The sequence below is a fragment of the Helicobacter sp. TUL genome, assembly GCF_002287135.1.
In the GTDB taxonomy this organism is placed as follows: domain Bacteria; phylum Campylobacterota; class Campylobacteria; order Campylobacterales; family Helicobacteraceae; genus Helicobacter_F.
In genome coordinates this window covers 65,766-83,847 of record NZ_NESU01000003.1, presented here as the reverse complement: position 1 = coordinate 83,847, position 18,082 = coordinate 65,766, and the positions used below count along the sequence as shown (strand labels likewise).

The window sequence follows — 18,082 nt, the reverse complement described above, 5'->3', positions numbered from 1 at the left end:
CATACATCTTAGAATCTTAGCAAGATTCTAAGATGCTTTGGGGCAATCCAAAAATCTTTGCGAGATGCTTTTTGTTAGAAAACTTGCTCACAAAGTCTTTAGTCGCCAAGCAAACCGATTAATGTCCGCAGCCACAGCCTCCGCCACAGCAACCACCGCCATTATCATGATGATGGTGATGACCACCGCCAGTTCCGCAACCACAGCCTCCGCCTACACCGCCTTGCAAAATTTCCATTTCTGTTGCATCACGCACATCTAACACACTAACATTAAAGTTGAGTGTTTTTCCTGCCAATGGGTGATTGTAATCAATAATCACAACTTGATCATTAAAATCTTTTACAATCACTTGTGCAGTTTGTCCATCATCACTTTGCCCAAAAAGTGTCATACCAACTCTAAGATCGATTCCTTCAAATTGATCGCGTGCAAGTTCTTGGATTAAATCTGCTTGATAGATTCCATACGCATCTTCTGGCTTAACTTCTATAGAGAGTTTATCTCCAGATTTTGCCCCCATAAGAGCATTTTCTAAACCACTAATAATCTGATTTGCACCTACAAGAAATTCTAGCGGTGTGCCATCTTTGTTAGAATCTATAACCTCATTGTTTTGTGCATCTGATACTTCGTATTCTATGCTCACAACCTTATTTTGTGTAATCATTTGTATTCCTTTATCGTTTAAGTTCTTTGGCTTGTGCAGCCTCTTTACTCTGTGGATATGTCGCTATTAAGACTTCCAAGAAAGAATTATAGTTTGGCATATCTTTAATCCCCTTGAAACAAAGGGCTGTATGTAGCAAAAGCGTAGGCATATACGCACCACTATCACTAAGAGCAACACTTGCCTTGTAATATTTAATCGCCAAATGGTAATCTTTTTGCAAATACGCAATTTCACCCAAATAAAAGGTTACTTCTGGTGTCTTGTATTTATTGTCTTTGAGCCATAACATAATATCTTTGGCGGATTTATATTGCTTTTTGGTTATGAATTCCTTACCTTGGGCAAAAAGTTCGGCACTCTTGTTTTTGTCAAACTTTACTAGATTCTTTTGTGAATCTTCAGCTTGTTTCTTTGCACCCTTAGTCTCGATATTGTTTAATTTTTCAAGCTCTTGAAGGATATTCTCTTGTGTCTTAAGGGTAAGCGCATGAATTTCTTGCATTTTAGAATCTAAATCTGCAATCTGTTTGCCTTGATCTTGCAACAAAGTCTTAAGTGTCGCCACTTCGGTTTTTAGATTCTCAAGATCTTGTGTATTGGCGGTATTTTGTTGGATAGTAGTTTGGAGTTTTTGATGTTGTGATTCATACAAACTCATTAACCCCTCTTGAGATTGGGTGAGAGTTTCTTGCTGTGCTTTAATTTGTGTTGTAAGATTTAATAGGTTTTGTGTGATACTTTGCAGATTGGAGAGATCCCTTTTTGTTGCGCCACTTTGTTTTTCAAACGCTGAAGGCTCACTAGCTCCATAACAAACCCACAAAAGAAGCAAAAGAGAAATGCAATATTTCATTGTGCTTCTTTGTGAAAAAATTATTGCGCGACTTTAAAATTAACGCGTCTATTAGCTTTGTAGCATTCTTGTGTAGCCTGTGTGCAAACAGGTTTGCTTTCACCATATGTAACAGTAGAAATGTTTTTAGAATCTACACCACGCACTTCAAGAGCATTTCTCACGGCATCTGCGCGTTTTTTACCAAGTGCAAAGTTATACTCATCAGATCCAAAAGAATCGGTATTGCCCTCTAAAACTATTTTTGCACCTGATTGCTTAAGCGCATTTGCGGCTTGATCGATGTTTGCAAGCATATCATCTGCAATTGTGTATTTATCAAACCCAAAAAGGATTGTTGGCAAACTATTTTTATCAAGCTGGACAAAATTATCACTATTTCTACCACTTGTTGTGTCTGCCCCAAAACTATTGCCATCTGGTGAAACAATTACAGGTGTCGTAGAAGCATCTTGCCCCTGCACCGCTATAGCACCGCTACCACCGCTAGAGACCTTAGTATCATCTCCACAACCACTCATCACTAACAACAAAAATGCTCCAAAGAAACCAACAATATGAACTTTTTTCATGACTACTCCTTAATCTTTGAGATCTTAGCTAATTATAGCCTTTAAAGATTTGTAAGTCAAATTACCAATCATAAGATTGAATCTTTACCTGTGGAAGTGGGAAAAAATAGCTACTATTGTAGTCTAATCGGATAATACCCAACGCACTTTGTGTTTGTGTGTTTTTAATATACATAATATTTTTACCATCTTTTGAAAATGTTGGCATTTGATTAGAGCCTTTTTCTGTAAGACGGCGTATAAAATCGCTATTAGTAGCGATTAAATAGAGGTTAAATGTATTAAGTCCAAATTCATTATTACTTTCGCGACTCGCATATACGATATATTTGTCATAACTAGCTACAGCACTATTATTGCGCCCATGAAAGACAAGTTGCTCGACATTGCCCCCATCAAGATTTGTGGCAAAAACATTTGGGTAGCCTAATCTATCAGAAACAAATGCCACATCTTTTTCATTATTGATAAACTTTCCGCCTACATCAATGCCAGAAAATGTCGTAAGTCTCTTAAGCTTCTTGGTTGGTAACTCATAAAGATACACATCAGCTGCGCTTTTAGTTGGTGTGAGTGTGAGTAGCAATTTTTGCCCATCATTGCTCACATCTGAAACCACCGCCATACCATCACTTTGCAAAAGAACCTCTGCGGTATTCGTGCTTATTTGGTAGCGTAAAATCGTGGGTTTATTGTCGATATAGCGTGTGAAATAGATGATACTTTTTTCTTTATTGCCCCATTTTGGGAAAATATTTAATCCGCCTTGTATAATATCTTGCTCAAAGCTAAGCGTATAATCCGCCAAAACAATCACGCTACTGCCTGAAGTTGTATATTTAGAAAGCACGACAAGCTCACGCATCCAATCTATCGATGGCGCTTGGACATAAGCATTAATGCCAATACACATCTCGTGCGCTACAAATGGATAATGTTTTAAGGTAGGTTGTGTGTATTCTTTCTCAAGGACTTTTTTGCCACTATGGACATCATAGAGTGCCAAATACCCTACAATTGTTCCATTTTTTTTACTCGCACTCACGCGCGCCACAAGATCGACTTTTTTATCTTTATAAACTTGAAAATCTGGATCTTTATCTTTGACATTCTCGCCTTTTTCTACCTGAAAATGATTGCTCACTTTTAGATCCCCCACAAGATGTGCAAGAATCTTTTGTCCATATTCACTACTATCCACGACATGCTCGACAACAATAAAAGGCAGTTTTGTAGAGCTTGTAACAATCTCAAGTGTTGCATCAAGTGCATTCATTGGTAGCGCCCAAAAACTCCACATACAAATACATACAAGCAAGCGTTTTAGCATTTTATCTCCTTAAAAAGTATGTATTATAACGCAAAACTTTAATTTCGACATTAGACGCTTTCTTTAAATACAGCATTCTTTAAGCATCACTTATGAATCTTAGATTGCCCTAGATTGCCCGATTCTATACAATGCAAAATCATAACGCACGGGATCATCTGGACAATATTTTTGCAGTGATTGGGTAAGCTCTAATGCCGCAGCAAGATCATAGGTTTTGCGTTTTAGAAGTCCTAATTTTTGTCCTACCGCAAAAGTATGTGTATCAAGCGGTATAATAAGCTCACTTGGTGTAATTATATCTTGCCAAATTCCAAAATCTAGCGCATCATTACGCACAAGCCATCGCGCAAAGAGATTCCATCGCTTTAGGGGACTTTTGCCCTTGGGATTAAACAAAGATGTGGAGGTTTGTAAATATTCATGCTTCCCAAAACTGATATCTTTGGGCAATTCTGCACCAATGGCAAAATCCACACCCCTACTAGAAACGCCAAGATTCAAGGCTATCTCGCGCAATGTTTCTATGCTATGATAGATTGCATTGAGGATTCTATAAGGCGTGTAGCCACTCTCTGCACCACGCGCAAAAATTTCTCTAATGCCACCACGCCGAATACATTCTCGCAAAATTGCAAACAATGCCTGTATATCCTGTGCATTTTGGAAACGATAATAAGGCATCTTATGCGTTTGTGTTCCTGTATGCTCTAATAGTCCAAAATCTAGCGTATGCAAAAATGCAACAATTTGCTTGGCGCTACCATACGAAAGAAGCGCGCACAAAAGCGCTATTTCTGCAAAATATGGGTGTTGTGTGTAGCGTCGCACAACCACGATAGGATCTGGTGTGCTAAGATTCTCTAAGGTATTGCAATCCTCATAATGTGAATCTAAAAAACGCTGCAATTTTGTTGTATTTTTGACATATTGTGTGAAACAAGGTTTTTGTGGCATTATGGCACAAAATCTATCAAAATCATACCCGCAAATGCCTCGCCTTTATAAAACTCCACGCGATACATACGATTTGCACTATCAACAGCAAATTTCTTAAGCATTCTATTTTTTTGTATAAGTGTATCAAACTCTTGGGGCTTAGGACTCGTATCTCCAGGCTTAACAAATCCTATCACATTGGCACGATAGCCTTCTTTAGATTCTATCCAAAATGACTGCTTAGCTTGAATAATTGTGCCCATTTTGACTTCCTTGGCTTCCTCTCCATCGATACGCATATATACGCTTGGCAATGTATGATCAAACTCTAAATACAAAGGCTTAATCACGCCCATTGTGCGCATACCATATTTGATACCAATAGTAGAATCCTCTCTATGCATAAGCCCCACAATATAGCTTTGAGAATCTATGGGCAAATCTTGGAGCTGTGTTTTAGCACTTTGTGGCATAGGGAAATAATTTAGTGGTGATTTAAGATCTAAAAGCGGTAAGGTAATTAGTGAATCTATACTAAAAGTAATATTTGGATCATCAATGAGTTTTGCAATTGTCTGTGGATCTAGCGTAAAGTTACGCTCAAATTCAATCCCAACTGCCTGCAAAAAGCCCTCAATACCTAGTAAATGGTAATATACCTTCTCTCGCAATGGCAAGGTTTTAGATGCCTCGTGTGCAAAAGCTGGTTTATTGTGTGTGATAGCAAAAAATGTAAGGCTTTTTTGCATTTCTTTATCTTTTGTAGCGGTGTAGGTATTGTGAATATGATATGTGTGCAAAGGCTTTAAGATTCCAGTATTTGTGTGTGCTACCACCTGTGCAATAATCTCTTTAAGATTGCCATATGGGGTAACCTCAATAGAATCTTGATCGATAATCGAGCAATTCCCCCAACGCTTTGGATTGAGCATATCATTGATATATTTCTCACGATAAAACCCACTACCATCATGCATATGAAAAATTGCTTGCACATCAGGTCGCAAAATCTGTTCTTTGATTTTTTGAATCGTGTTGTATTCAGGATCTGTAGTGCTAAGTGTGGCAAATTTACGATTTAAATCGCCATACACGCCTCGGCTATTATAATACATAGAATGTGGGCTAAGCACAGGTATTACGCGGATATTGCCCTTTTTAATTGTATAGTATTGAAGCAAAAGATTTGTTGCATTATACGCACCGGGCTCATCGCCTTGTATGCCAGACATAATAAGCACACTAGGACCACTTGAATCTTTGGTTGGCATATCATAGACTTTGAAATCAATAGGCGCAATTTTTGCTCCCCACATCACACCACAACACATCGCCACCAATATACTAATACGCCATATTTTTACCTGCATACATATTCCTTTTATTGAAAAAAGGCGACATTATAACATAAAAGCAATGCGACATTATGGAATACAATATGCTTGACTTGGGCTATGAAGTTTCACACAAAGGATTCTTATTATGATAGCATTATCCACATTGCAATCACATCTTCATACTACTACAAGCAATCCACACAAGCGCTTTGGCGAAGATTCTAAAGGTCTTAATGAATTTATTGGCGCATTGCAAATCACAAATATAAGCCTTACGAAGATTCTCAAAGAGATAGAATCTTGTGAGCTAGAGGATTGTGTCAGCGCAGAAGAATTACAAACCTTACAAAATAACGCATGTGTGCGCATAGAAGAAATTATTCAAAACACAAAATTTATGGGCACTCCACTTTTTGACACACCCCTAAGCGCTAAAATCAATGGAAGTATGAAAGATATTTGTTTTGAAAATCCCTTGGCTTTGTCGCAAGATTTTAGTGCAATGAAAGGCTTTATAGAAGACAAACGCGCTGAATCTAACGACTTGCTTTTAGAACTTAGCGAGGCCCTCCTTGCGCCTTCAAATAAGCGTTTTGAATCTGTAGATAGCACTAAACTTGCTACTATGCTAAAAGGCTAGATTATGCTACGCTTTGCTCCCTCACCAACGGGTGATATGCATATTGGCAATCTCCGTGCCGCTATTTTTAACTACATCATCGCCAAGCAAACCAACCAACCCTTTTTAATCCGCATAGAAGATACAGATCTTGCGCGCAATATTGAAGGCAAGGACAAAGAGATTTTAAGCATTCTTAATCTCTTTGGGCTTTTGTGGGATAAGCTTGTGTATCAAAGCCATAACTTTGGCTATCATCAAAAAATCGCTGAATACCTTATCTCTAAAGATTATGCATTTTATTGCTATTGCACCAAAGAATTTTTAGATCAAAAACGCGAGGAAGCCAAAAAACAAAAAAAACCATTTCGCTATGATGAATCTTGGGCGACTTTACACAAAGATTCTAATCCAAAACCTGTGGTGCGACTAAAAGGAGCGCAAGAAACAATAAAATTTCTCGATGAAATTAAAGGCGAGATTAGTTTTGGACCTAATGAGATTGATAGTTTTGTAATCCTCAAAGAAGATGGGATTCCTACATATAACTTTGCATGTGCGGTTGATGATATGCTCTATGATATTAGCTTTATTGTGCGTGGTGAAGATCATGTAAGCAACACGCCTAGACAGATTCTGGTGCGAAAATACCTAGATTACACCAAAGACATTGGATATGCGCATTTGCCTATTATTCTTGGAGAAAGTGGCTCTAAGATGAGTAAGCGCGATAATGCCTCAAGCGTTAATTGGCTCCTAGAGCAAGGCTTTTTGCCTCAAGCGATTATGAATTATCTCATTGCTATGGGCAATAAAACACCAACAGAAATCTTTAGACTACAAGATGCACTAGAGTGGTTTGATATCAAAAATATCGCAAAATCGCCCGTAAAATTTGACATAAAAAAATTGCGCTTTATCAATCGTGAACATCTTAAAATGCTTAATGAAAGCGAGTTGGCTCTATTGCTTAACACGACAGATGCGAGTGTAGGTGGCTTGGCAAAACTCTATTTACAAGAAGCAAGCACACTCAATGAAATTCGAGAAAAAATCGATGCTATCTTTGCCCCAAAAGATATTTTTGCACTCTATGAGGATCAAGATTTTAGTGAATCTTGTCAGATTCTCTATGCAGGATTCCAAACACTTATGCAAGAACATTCTCTAGCCTTGCGTGAGTATGAATCCCTCAAAACCGAGCTTATGGCTCGCACAGGTTTAAAAGGCAAAAATTTCTTTAAGCCTCTTAGAATCTTGCTCACTGGCACATCACACGGCTTGGAGCTACACGAGTTATATCCATTTTTACAATACTTCTTGCAAGATATTGTGCGTTTAAAATAATAACTAACCTTACAGATGAAAAACTACAAAGAATATCTTTTGTGTGTGCTTAGAGCATATCCTCTTGGATTTATTGTTCTTAGCGCATACTTTGGGTATGTAACCTTGTGGATATTAATAGGTCGAATTTATACTTTAACAACGATATATTGGGGTTGTTTTTTCTTTTTTGTCTTTTGGTTTAGTATCGTGGTAGATTCTCTTATGTGTAAAATCCGTAAAGCCAATACACTCACGGGCATTGGCTTTGGCGCACTCATAGTATTGGTAGTAAGCTTGATAGTTTATTATCTGGTATTTCAAAATGGATTTTTTAGTCTTACTTCGACATATGGTAACATAAAATATGTGTATTACTATGCAAGTCTTAATGCTGTAGTATTGGGTGTATTTGCATATGTGGTGCTACAAGATATAGACAGATTCATGAGTTTTATAAAAGCCATATGTGTGAATGTGCTTCTTTGGTGCTTAGGGGCAGGACTTATGGATTTATTTGCTATCGGTGTCGAAGAGCTTGTAGAGAATTTTATTAGTATGGACTATATTTGGCTATTTTTTACTCTTTTTGTTTTATGTCTCTATGCATATGGGCTTTGTGTCAGGCTTTTGGGATTTTTAGCAACTATCCAAAATAGATCTTCTCACAAACCTTTAAATGCCATTGTGCTATGGGTTTTTAATATTTTTGCATTTGGATATATACTACTGCTTGGTCTTTATGCACTTTCCCCACAGCAATATTTTGATGGGGTAGTGCATATAGTGCTATGGATTGGTATTTTCTTGGTGTTATTAGCGTGGGCGAATGCGGTATCTCATAAACCTAAAATATCTTTTATGTTTTTGGTGGTTGCATGTATCTTAGAATCTATAGCAATTTGGGCAATTAGTGTGCGTATCAATACATATGGATTCACACCAAATAGAATCTTTGTCTTATTGACTGGAGTGTTTTTTGTCTTTGTGGTGATAAGCTATATGATCCTAAAATTTCACCTTATTGCGTCCACATCCATAAAAAAAGATTTTATGCGGATTATATCGGTGGGATTTGTGGTATGCTTTGGGTTAGGAGGATTTGCTACACCAAGTATAAGTATCTACTCCCAACTACATCATCTCCAATCTCTTGAGCATATCCTCAATGATCCCAACACACAACGCACAAAAACCAAAGGAGAGATTATCAAACTTGTCTCTGCATACAATAGTGCGTTATTGCTTTTGCAAGAATTTGGGCAATATAGCGACAAACATACGCTACAAAGCAGCGATTACCTCACACAAACACCCCTGTTAGAATCTCAAAATTAGAATCTCAAAACAGATTCTAAACTATTGCAAAGATTGCAACATCACTTTACAAAAATATCACAGAGATTCGTATCTCTGCATATGTGAATCTAATCCGTATGTCCTAATTACGCATTTTGCGGAGTGAGGGCATAATCCATAGCCTCATCTTCTGCCACATCTTCAAGTGAAATCACCTCATACGCACTCTCATCACTCAAGATCTTTTCTGTCAAAAGGTGGTTTAGTTTATGGCTTCCGGCAAAGGCTACATATGTGCCAAGCAAAGGCATTCCAATCAACGCCATATCACCGATAGCATCTAAAATCTTATGTCGCACAAATTCATCTTTATAGCGCAACCCCTCTTTATTCATCACGCCATTATCATCAAGCACGATACAATTACTTAAATCCCCGCCCTTTGCTAAACCTATGGATCGGAGGTAATTTACTTCATTTAAAAAGCCAAATGTCCTCGCACGCGCAATTTCCTCAATATATGCTTTGGTGCTAAAGGTAAATTTATAGGATTGGTTTTTAATGGCTTGGTGTGGAAATTGGATAGAAAAATCAAAAATTGTTTTCTCACTTGGCTCCAAACGCACAAATTTATCACCATCTTTTACCTCTATAGGTTTTTTTATGCCCAATGCTTTTTTGGGTGCATTTTGTGTAACAATCCCAGCCTCTTGAATCAACATACAATACCCTATCGCGCTACCATCCATAATTGGCACTTCTTCATTATCTAGTGAAATTTTGAGATTATCAATCCCATGCGCGTGGATAGCAGAAAGCAGGTGCTCGATTGTTGAAACCTTGGCATTATCTTTACCAAGCACGGTTGCCATAGTTGTATCAATCACATTTTGGGGTTTTAGCTCGATACTCACTCCCAAATCTTGGCGATAAAATACAATGCCACTATTTTCTGCCAAAGGCTCTAAGCTCATTGTTACAGGCACGCCCTTGTGTAGTCCTATCCCTACAAGCTCTACTTTATTTTGAATGGTTTTTTGTTTCATACATCGCCTCCATATTCTTTCATCTCTAACATCGACTTTTAGGCGTTATTTTAAGCATAAACGCGTATTTCATTATATAGAGAATCTCTCTCTACAGGTGTAAATCCGGCATTTTTAATCTGAAAAATTAACTCATCTTTATCAAAGCCATTTTTACTTTTGGCTCCACCGGCAGATTGTATGCTTTCTACCTCAATCGTGCCATCTAAATCATCTGCGCCAAACTCTTGTGCCACCACTGCAAGATTAATCCCCAAAGTAGCCCAATATGCTTTAATATGTGGAATATTAGAGAGCAAAATACGCGCTATAGAAATAGTTTTTAAAATCTCTTGTCCGCTTGGAAACTCTTTGACATCAAGATAATTATTGTGTCTTTGATACAACAAAGGAATAAACGCATTAAATCCCCCTTGTTTAGAATCTACTTTATCTTGCGGACTTTGTGCCTCTCGCAAACGAAGCATATGATTTATTCTATGGACTTTAGATTCTACATGCCCAAACAACATAGTCGCATTACTCATCTTGCCCAAAGAATGCCAATGTCTATGAATCTCAAGCCAACGCGTAGAGCTTACCTTTCCTTTGCAAATATACGCGCGCACCCCCTCATCAAAAATCTCTGCACCACCACCAGGCATAGAATCTACCCCAGCTTCTAGCATATCTGCTAGCACCTGCTTATATCCCTTGCCAAACTTTCTATCCAAAAAATCCACTTCTGCGGCAGTCAATGCCTTGATATGAATCTGTGGCAAGGCTTTTTTTACTTCCCTAAAAACATTCATATACCACTCATATGTATAGTTTGGATTGTGGCTAGAGACAATATGCACTTCTTTTGCGCCATTGTTATAAGAAGCGGTTGCTTGTGCAAGAATATCATCTAAGCTCATTTCATAAGGGTTTGGGTTTTTTCTATGCGCCGAAAATGCACAAAACTTACACACATCAGCACAAATGTTACTAGGGTTTATATGACGATTGAGATTAAAAAATGCCTTTTTTTGGTATTTTTGAGTGCGGATAGAATCTGCGGCTTTACCCAATGTAAAAATATCCAAATCATAAAGCTTTACTAACTCATTTTCATTAAGATTCTCACCACTTAATGCTTGTTCCAAAATATCTTGCATATTGCGCTCCTTACAAGTTGTCGCTAAATAATGTATTATGCCAAATATACACTAAAGCATTGATTAACAAATGCCTAAAGAGTAAGTAAGCAAATATGCGTTAGAATACCACGATTTTTCGTATAGGAGGGGTTTGTATGCTTTCTAAACAAACCAAGCGCAAACTCATTTTGTTTTTTTTACCGCGTATTGTGTGGGTGTTGCTTTGGGTGTTATATCTCACATCACGACGCAGATTCCATTTTCATGAGGCAATGATACACAATAACTTTGTTGGTGCTTTTTGGCATGGCGAATTTTTAATGCTGCCATTTTTGTATCGCTATCTAAATACGCACCAAAAAGCCTTTAAACAACGCTCAAAAGGTTTTTATCTTATGGCGTCACATCATTTTGATGCCGAACTTATGGTTACACTTTGTAGGTATTTTGGGTTTCAAATCTTGCGTGGATCAAGCTCTCGTGGCGGTTTAAAAGTGCTTATGGAATCTATACAACTCCTTAAAAATGGTTGTGACATAGGTATGGCGCCCGATGGTCCTAAGGGACCTTATCATTCCATAGCCGATGGTGTGGTAGCGATGAGTCAAAAAACTGGTGTGCCTATTGTCCCCTTGCGTGTGAAATGTAGTGCATACTGGGAACTTAAAACATGGGATAAATTTAAGATTCCAAAACCCTTTGGCACGATTGATTTTTATGCTATTGAAGGATTTATTGTAGATCCAAAAATGCCATTGCAAGAAGCAAAAGAGAAACTTTTGGCATATATGGATAGCGTGGATACCATACATAAAGAAGTTTAAAAAAAATTTGGATACAATAGAAATAACTTTGACTTTAAGGAATTAGATTGCGTTTATTACATCTCTCTAGCTTCTTGCGACCATTTTTTTGCACGACTCTCATTGGTGTAGATATTGATGGGAAAACCTGCAATGTGTGTATCATAGTAAAAAAAAATGGTCGCATTAAAGAAGAGATTCAAAAAGACTTTAAATGCATTAACAACGAACTTCCCATAGAAGCAGTAAAGCTTATCAAAACCTATAAACGCAAATACCCATTTAGTTTTTTGGGTGCTTTTTCCAAAACCTACAACCAAGGTCTTGTAAGCACGACACAAAAATCAAAAGTTAGTCAATTTGGTATCAAGCCAAACGATAATGTATTTATTACCTTTGATAATTGGATGTGCTATATCCAAAAACGCGCCATTGATGAAAATCGTGTGCGGTATCTCAAGGCTTTGGGATTGGATTATCTCTTTTCGCCATTTGTTGCGCTTGATATGCTTATCAAAAAACATCTCCGCAAACGCAATTGTATGTATATTCTCCAAGCACGCAGTAGCGTAAGTTTGCTGGTAGCAGATACACAAGGTGTCTCATTTGGCGGGTATTTTTCTCTAGGTGATGCGCTAGAAATTGGCGATGACACCCAAGAGGAAATAGGCGAGATTCACTCCTTGCTTGATATGAAAAATATTGAGGGTGCGATTGGCTCATCTGTTGATGAACTCAAAGAGATAGGCGAATTAGAAGACATTGACAAGGAAGTCTTACAAGAAGAGTTTTTACCCCAAGAAATCCAAATACAAAAGCAAAAACAAGAAGAGCAATCGCGCATTGAGGAGCTTAGGGATATAGCACGCGCGCACAATGCCGCTGAAACAATCATAAACTGCATCAACGAATTTTATAGCAATGATATTTATCGAAGTGACTTTTTAGAAAAAATTGTGATTTTTGATACCTATGGTATCTCGCCACAAGCCCTCGCTCATATCAAAAACACATTACTACTAGATGTGGAACTTCAACGCGTGAATCTTGGTAAGATTCTCCTTGAACTTATACAAAGGGAGAATCCCTAATGACTAGCTATAGCTTTATTCAGCCAAAGCCTAAATCGATTTTTCGTCGCCTCACGAAAATATGGATTTTATACATTGTGCTTATGGTGGTGTGTGTCCTCCTTTTTAGTATGCTTTTGGATTGGCAGATTCAGCGCAAACAAGAGGAACTAAAAGATTTTGAACTACGCACACAAAAACTGAATCTAAATATCATAGCGACCAAAGATTATTTACAGCGCTTAGGGTTTGAAAAAAATCGTGTAGCAAGTATTATAGAGGGTATAGATCCCCAAACACAATCCAATAATGAACGCTTTAGAGATGGCTTTAAACGCCTATTGGACATCATTCCAACCCAAATTACACTCAATACCCTAAAAATCGATACACATACACTAGAACTTCGTGGCATAACACCATCAAAAGAAGTATATGTATTTTTGCTAGAAACACTCCTAAAAGCGAGTTTTGATGAAAGCAAAGCCGAGTTTTTTCCTCTTGTCAATGGGTGGTTTAATTTCATCTCTGTGAGCAAAAAATACCCTACCACGACAACAAAACAATCAAAAGGAGAGTAATGAACGAATACAAAACAGACTTTATTGTCAAGAATACATTATTTTTCCTCTTGTTTGTCGTGTTGGCTCTCATAGGCATTACCAAACACATTATGCCAAAAATCTATGATTACAAAGCCCAACTTGCCGAAAACAGGCATACAGAGCTTATCTACAACCAAGCCAAGGCAGATTTTAATGCCATTAGTGCCAAAACATTAGCATTTATCAAAACTCATCACACATCCTTTGATAAACTCTATAATCAAACACCAGAAGATTCTGAACTTTTGGAGCTTTTGCGTGAATATTTTGCTAGTCTCACACTCAAGCAAGTATCCCAAAGTATGGAAAATGACATTTCTAAAACGCGCTATCACCTTATGGGATATATGCACAATAACGCACAACTTCAAGATTTTATGCAAAAAATCAATACCTTGCCCTATGTTATTGAATTAAGTGTGCCACTTAAAATACAAGAAGATCGTGCTTCACACACGCTCAAAGTTTCTTTATATCTTGATATTTTTCAAAGCCATTACAAGCCACACGCACTCATCTTGCAAGAAAACTTAGCCTACAAAAAACAACAAAACCCATAGTATGAAATACTGCGCTAAATTGTCGATTTATGGATTTTGTGCTACCATAAAATTTTAGTCAATATTGTGGAGGATGTAGATATGAAATCACGATCTTTTGGTTCAGTAATAAGTGCGATTGTTTTGGGACTATCAAGTGTAAGCACACTTAGTGCTATGGAATTTAACGAAGTAGGACACAAAGCCCTTGGTATGGGTGGCGTAGGTGTTGCTGTCAAAAACAGCCCTTATGGATTATTTTTTAACCCTGCGCTTTTGGGTGCAAAACCAGGCACAAAAATAGGCTATAGCATTGGTGGAGCTATCAGCCACAAAAATATGCTTGAGCTTTTGAATTATAACCTTGGCGCTATTTCAGATATCAATGGCTTTAATGACTTGCTTAAAAATAATAATGTCAATGCAAAATTTCAAGCCGCATTAGTGTTGCAGCTTCCAGAAACTACATTTGGGAATTTTGCTATCGGATATACAGAAAGCGCCTATGCATTTGCATCATTTGGTGGCTACTTGCCTTCAAGCTTTAACAATAGTACTAGCATAGATAATGCGAACCTAACGTTTGATGTCAAAAATATCGGTATCACAGAAATCCCTATAGGCTATGCATACAAATTCCAAACACCTATAGGAGATCTTAGCGCGGGGATAGCGGTTAAGTTTATGAATGCGTCTTTTGGAAGTCGTAGCAACAGATTTACCAAAGACTTTAATAAAAATGATCTTGAAAACACTGTTATTAAAGATGTCTTAAAAGTAGCCAACAACAAAGATTCATCCTTTGGTGTGGATTTGGGTGTAACCTATGCCCCTATCAAAGATCTCACAATAGGACTTGTGGGCAAAAACCTCAACACACCTACTTTTTCTTTTGGAGATTCACAAATCAAAGTGCGCCCACAAGCAAGACTTGGTATAGGCTATGAACTTGGCAAATATGTGACAATCGCGGCTGATGCGGACTTGACAAACAATGATGTATGGAATCTCACAAATTCCAAACTCCAATCACAAAAAATGGGTGTGGGGGTTGATGTAGATTTTGCATTCTTTGATATACGTGCTGGGGTAGCCAAAGATTTGCGTCAAGATAATGGTGCTATCCTCTCTGCCGGACTTGGGCTTGGCTTCATAGATGTAGCGGTTGCATTTTCTACACAAAAAGGCGAATTTAATGGTAGCACCATTCCTCAATATGTAGCGTTACAAGTCGGCGGTGGGTTTGTCTTTTAGATCATAGGCACAAAGACACAATCTAGGAAAATTGTATGAAAAAATTTCTATATGTTTTGGCTACATGTGCTACTAGTATGTATGCCTTGGAGTTTGGGACTATGGGAAATGTCTCGGCGAGTATGGGTGGAGCTGGAGTGGCCCTCAAAAATTCGGCATTTGGATTGTATTATAACCCTGCCCTACTCTCTGCCTCGCCAAAAGTAAAATTTGGCTATAGCGTTGGTGTCAGCATACAAGAAAAAAATATCGCGCAACTTGCTACAATCGATCTTGCAAATATGCAACAAACTGCCCAAAACCTTGCCTCTAGTTTTGGTGGGGCTGGAAGCACGGCTGCGGTAGATGGCGTAGTAAATGCGATAGATAGTGCCTTAGGAACTTTACTTCCAAATAGTAGCGGAAAGACAACTCAAGAAAAACTCAAAGATTATCTCCAAAGCAACAAAAACGGCAATTATAATGACCTTATTGATGCAATCAAACAAAATATCCAAGGTAGCTCAAGTCTTACACAAGTCCAAAAAGATCTCATCACAAGCGTTGCTGGTGGTATAGATTTTGACAATCTCCAAATGGGCAATGGCACTGCTGGTATTACAAATGCAATCTCATCTATCACCATTAGCAAGGGTTCAGATAAAGGCTTAGATAAGTCTATGAGTGATATTGCTATGGTGCAAAATGCCTTGCAAGATAATCATATGAATCTCGTTAGTCAAAATGGGATTGTCTTACAATTAGGCTCTCGACCGCTGAATGATATAATTGGCACATTTGCAGTAGGGTTGTTTGGGTCGCTGTATTCCAATATTTCACTCAATGCCAATGCCGATAGGTTGCGCCTTATTATTGAGGCAGGTGGGCAGTATTATGAGCTAAAAATCACCGATGATGGCTACACATATGGGCTTTCAATTAAAACGGACTACGATAACCACTCCCTCATCGCCTCTTTGCAGGACACAAATACACAAAATGCACATAGTATCTATATGACTTCTTTTGTGCTTAGCGAGATACCTGTAGGCTATGCGCGCACATTTTATTTCAAAAATGGGAATCTAAACATTGGGATAGCTGGAAAGCTTATGAATAGCGTTAGTATGCAAAGTAAAGTCGCAATCACCACCAAAACAGACTTTAACGCGGAAATGAATAAAATCGTGCAAGATTTCAAAAATACCACTATGGATAAAGCCATAGGGGTAGATGTGGGAGCGGTATATGAGATTGATTTGCCAAAATTCCGCTATCTTACCTTAGGGCTTGTGGGTAAAAACCTCAATTCTCCGACCTTTAACTCCACGCTACAAGATATCACGATTAAACCACAGGCGCGTGCAGGGATAGCATACTACACGCAATCTGGTTTTAACCTCGCCTTTGATGTGGATCTCACACAAAATGACATCATCGCCTTTAGCACCAAAGATCAAAAAAGCCAAATGGTAGGCGGTGGTGCTGGATTCATATGGAAAGGCTTTGATCTACGCCTTGGTGCGATGAAAGATTTGCGTCAAGATAATGGATTAATCCTTACAGGTGGGATTAATGTGCTAGGGCTTATTGATATTGCCTTGCAATCAAGCACGAAATTTACCGATATCCAAGGATATCCAATGCCACAATACCTTAGCCTACGCGTGGGTGGTAGCCTAAGCTGGTAGGTTAGCCACCTGTGTGGTAAAATGCACGCTCAGAGATTTGCACTTCTTTTTCGCTCCATTGATTTTTTTCTGGCTTATTAAACACAGCTTGTTTCAAAAGCGTATCCATCGCCTCTTTATCTCCTGAAAGTATTGCTTCACGCGCATTTACAGAATCTTGATAAAACAAACACGGACACAACACACCCTCGCTTGTGAGGCGGATTCTATTGCAACTTGCACAAAAATCATCTTCGTGTGGCGCAATAATCCCAAAGGCATACGATCTGCCATCTTTAGCTGGTGCATTGATACTAAAAAGTTTGGCAGGTCCAAAATGCTCTTTAAACAATGGCGTAACCTTGTATCGTGAAGAGATTGTGTCTAGAATCTCCGCAGAACTTAGCGAGATGAGATCAGAGTTTGCGTGAGTGTTTTCCATAAATTCAATAAAGCGCACCAAAATGCCACGCTCACGCCCAAACTCTAGCATATCACAAATTTCATCGCGTGTGAGTGCGAGTGCGACCATATTAAGCTTTATGCCAAGTCCGACATTTTGGGCAGATTCTATCCCACGCAAAATCTGTGGAAGCGCATCGCGCTTAGAAATTGCTCGTATCCGCTCTGGCTTGAGTGAATCCAAAGAAATATTAATACGCTTTAATCCTGCGTTTTTTAGGCTTTGGGCAAATTTTTCAAGCAAAAAACCATTTGTTGTGAGTGCGATTTCTATATCATTTTTATACGCATAAATACCACCGATAAATTCTGCAATATCAGATCGCAAAAGAGGCTCTCCACCTGTAACACGGATTTTTGTAACTCCATTATCAATAGCAACTTTAATAAATTCTAAAAGTTTTGGAAGCTCAAGAGCTGTATTATCAAAAAAATCATCAGGTGTATCAGGCATACAATATTGACAGCGAAAATTGCATTGTTTGGTCAAAGACACACGTAAATAGTCAATCTTGCGATTAAAGGTATCAATTAACATAAACTCTCTTTATCTAGGGGTTCAAAAATTATACAATTATAAATATA

General features: G+C 38.1%; 18 protein-coding genes. 9 read left to right on the top strand and 9 right to left on the bottom strand.

Features of this window, described 5'->3' with window-relative positions; translation table 11 throughout:
- Positions 1 to 118: 118 nt before the first annotated feature.
- The 6 genes from B9T66_RS02470 to B9T66_RS02445 all read right to left on the bottom strand — a co-directional run bounded on the left by B9T66_RS02470 (position 119) and on the right by B9T66_RS02445 (position 5,737).
- Positions 119 to 670: an FKBP-type peptidyl-prolyl cis-trans isomerase gene (locus B9T66_RS02470; protein WP_095627416.1), complete on the bottom strand. Its 552-nt coding sequence runs from the start codon at positions 668 to 670 to the stop codon at positions 119 to 121.
- Positions 671 to 680: 10 nt separating this feature from the next.
- Positions 681 to 1,526: a tetratricopeptide repeat protein gene (locus tag B9T66_RS02465; protein WP_095627415.1), complete on the bottom strand. Its 846-nt coding sequence runs from the start codon at positions 1,524 to 1,526 to the stop codon at positions 681 to 683.
- 20 nt (positions 1,527 to 1,546) lie between these two features.
- Positions 1,547 to 2,098 (bottom strand): OmpA family protein, encoded by a 552-nt coding sequence (locus B9T66_RS02460; protein ID WP_257874574.1) that lies wholly within the window; start codon positions 2,096 to 2,098, stop codon positions 1,547 to 1,549.
- Positions 2,099 to 2,159: 61 nt separating this feature from the next.
- Positions 2,160 to 3,428, bottom strand: a complete 1,269-nt coding sequence (gene tolB, locus B9T66_RS02455) for a Tol-Pal system protein TolB (protein WP_257874573.1) — start codon at positions 3,426 to 3,428, stop codon at positions 2,160 to 2,162.
- A 99-nt stretch (positions 3,429 to 3,527) separates the two neighbouring features.
- Entirely contained in the window at positions 3,528 to 4,385 is an 858-nt protein-coding gene (locus tag B9T66_RS02450; RefSeq protein ID WP_095627414.1) for a TIGR02757 family protein, read from the bottom strand.
- Positions 4,385 to 5,737, bottom strand: coding sequence for a M99 family carboxypeptidase catalytic domain-containing protein (locus B9T66_RS02445; protein ID WP_095627413.1), 1,353 nt, complete (start codon positions 5,735 to 5,737; stop codon positions 4,385 to 4,387). The genes B9T66_RS02450 and B9T66_RS02445 overlap by 1 nt, the downstream gene beginning before the upstream one ends.
- A gap of 112 nt (positions 5,738 to 5,849) precedes the next feature.
- Between B9T66_RS02445 and B9T66_RS02440 the strand changes: the two genes are divergently transcribed.
- From B9T66_RS02440 to B9T66_RS02430, 3 genes are read left to right on the top strand one after another with little or no spacing between them, the layout of a single operon-like run.
- Complete coding sequence (locus B9T66_RS02440) at positions 5,850 to 6,344, top strand: flagellar FLiS export co-chaperone (protein WP_095627412.1); 495 nt, start codon at positions 5,850 to 5,852, stop codon at positions 6,342 to 6,344.
- Between the two features lie 3 nt (positions 6,345 to 6,347).
- Positions 6,348 to 7,670: a glutamate--tRNA ligase gene (gltX, locus tag B9T66_RS02435; RefSeq protein ID WP_095627411.1), complete on the top strand. Its 1,323-nt coding sequence runs from the start codon at positions 6,348 to 6,350 to the stop codon at positions 7,668 to 7,670.
- A 15-nt stretch (positions 7,671 to 7,685) separates the two neighbouring features.
- The gene (locus B9T66_RS02430) at positions 7,686 to 8,987 is read left to right on the top strand and encodes a DUF4153 domain-containing protein (protein ID WP_095627410.1); all 1,302 of its coding nucleotides are present in this window, start codon (positions 7,686 to 7,688) and stop codon (positions 8,985 to 8,987) included.
- Positions 8,988 to 9,094: 107 nt separating this feature from the next.
- On the opposite strand, the gene lpxC is transcribed toward B9T66_RS02430, so the two are convergent.
- Together lpxC and mqnE are read right to left on the bottom strand one after the other, a co-directional pair.
- On the bottom strand, positions 9,095 to 9,994 hold the full coding sequence (gene lpxC, locus B9T66_RS02425; protein WP_095627409.1) for a UDP-3-O-acyl-N-acetylglucosamine deacetylase: 900 nt from the start codon (positions 9,992 to 9,994) through the stop codon (positions 9,095 to 9,097).
- 50 nt (positions 9,995 to 10,044) lie between these two features.
- On the bottom strand, positions 10,045 to 11,133 hold the full coding sequence (gene mqnE / locus B9T66_RS02420) for an aminofutalosine synthase MqnE (RefSeq protein WP_095627408.1): 1,089 nt from the start codon (positions 11,131 to 11,133) through the stop codon (positions 10,045 to 10,047).
- A gap of 137 nt (positions 11,134 to 11,270) precedes the next feature.
- Here mqnE and B9T66_RS02415 point away from each other — a divergent pair, with 137 nt between their 5' ends.
- From B9T66_RS02415 to traF (B9T66_RS02390), 6 genes are all read left to right on the top strand, one after another.
- On the top strand, positions 11,271 to 11,939 hold the full coding sequence (locus tag B9T66_RS02415) for a lysophospholipid acyltransferase family protein (RefSeq protein WP_095627407.1): 669 nt from the start codon (positions 11,271 to 11,273) through the stop codon (positions 11,937 to 11,939).
- A gap of 47 nt (positions 11,940 to 11,986) precedes the next feature.
- Positions 11,987 to 13,009: a hypothetical protein gene (locus tag B9T66_RS02410; protein WP_095627406.1), complete on the top strand. Its 1,023-nt coding sequence runs from the start codon at positions 11,987 to 11,989 to the stop codon at positions 13,007 to 13,009.
- Positions 13,009 to 13,569, top strand: a complete 561-nt coding sequence (locus B9T66_RS02405) for a hypothetical protein (RefSeq protein ID WP_095627405.1) — start codon at positions 13,009 to 13,011, stop codon at positions 13,567 to 13,569. Before B9T66_RS02410 ends, B9T66_RS02405 begins: the two co-directional genes overlap by 1 nt.
- Complete coding sequence (locus tag B9T66_RS02400) at positions 13,569 to 14,153, top strand: hypothetical protein (RefSeq protein ID WP_095627404.1); 585 nt, start codon at positions 13,569 to 13,571, stop codon at positions 14,151 to 14,153. Before B9T66_RS02405 ends, B9T66_RS02400 begins: the two co-directional genes overlap by 1 nt.
- 81 nt (positions 14,154 to 14,234) lie before the next feature.
- Positions 14,235 to 15,386: a conjugal transfer protein TraF gene (traF, locus tag B9T66_RS02395; RefSeq protein WP_095627403.1), complete on the top strand. Its 1,152-nt coding sequence runs from the start codon at positions 14,235 to 14,237 to the stop codon at positions 15,384 to 15,386.
- A 35-nt stretch (positions 15,387 to 15,421) separates the two neighbouring features.
- Positions 15,422 to 17,056, top strand: a complete 1,635-nt coding sequence (traF, locus tag B9T66_RS02390) for a conjugal transfer protein TraF (protein ID WP_095627402.1) — start codon at positions 15,422 to 15,424, stop codon at positions 17,054 to 17,056.
- Between the two features lies 1 nt (position 17,057).
- On the opposite strand, the gene moaA is transcribed toward traF (B9T66_RS02390), so the two are convergent.
- Complete coding sequence (moaA, locus tag B9T66_RS02385; protein ID WP_095627401.1) at positions 17,058 to 18,035, bottom strand: GTP 3',8-cyclase MoaA; 978 nt, start codon at positions 18,033 to 18,035, stop codon at positions 17,058 to 17,060.
- Between the last annotated feature and the right edge of the window lie 47 nt (positions 18,036 to 18,082).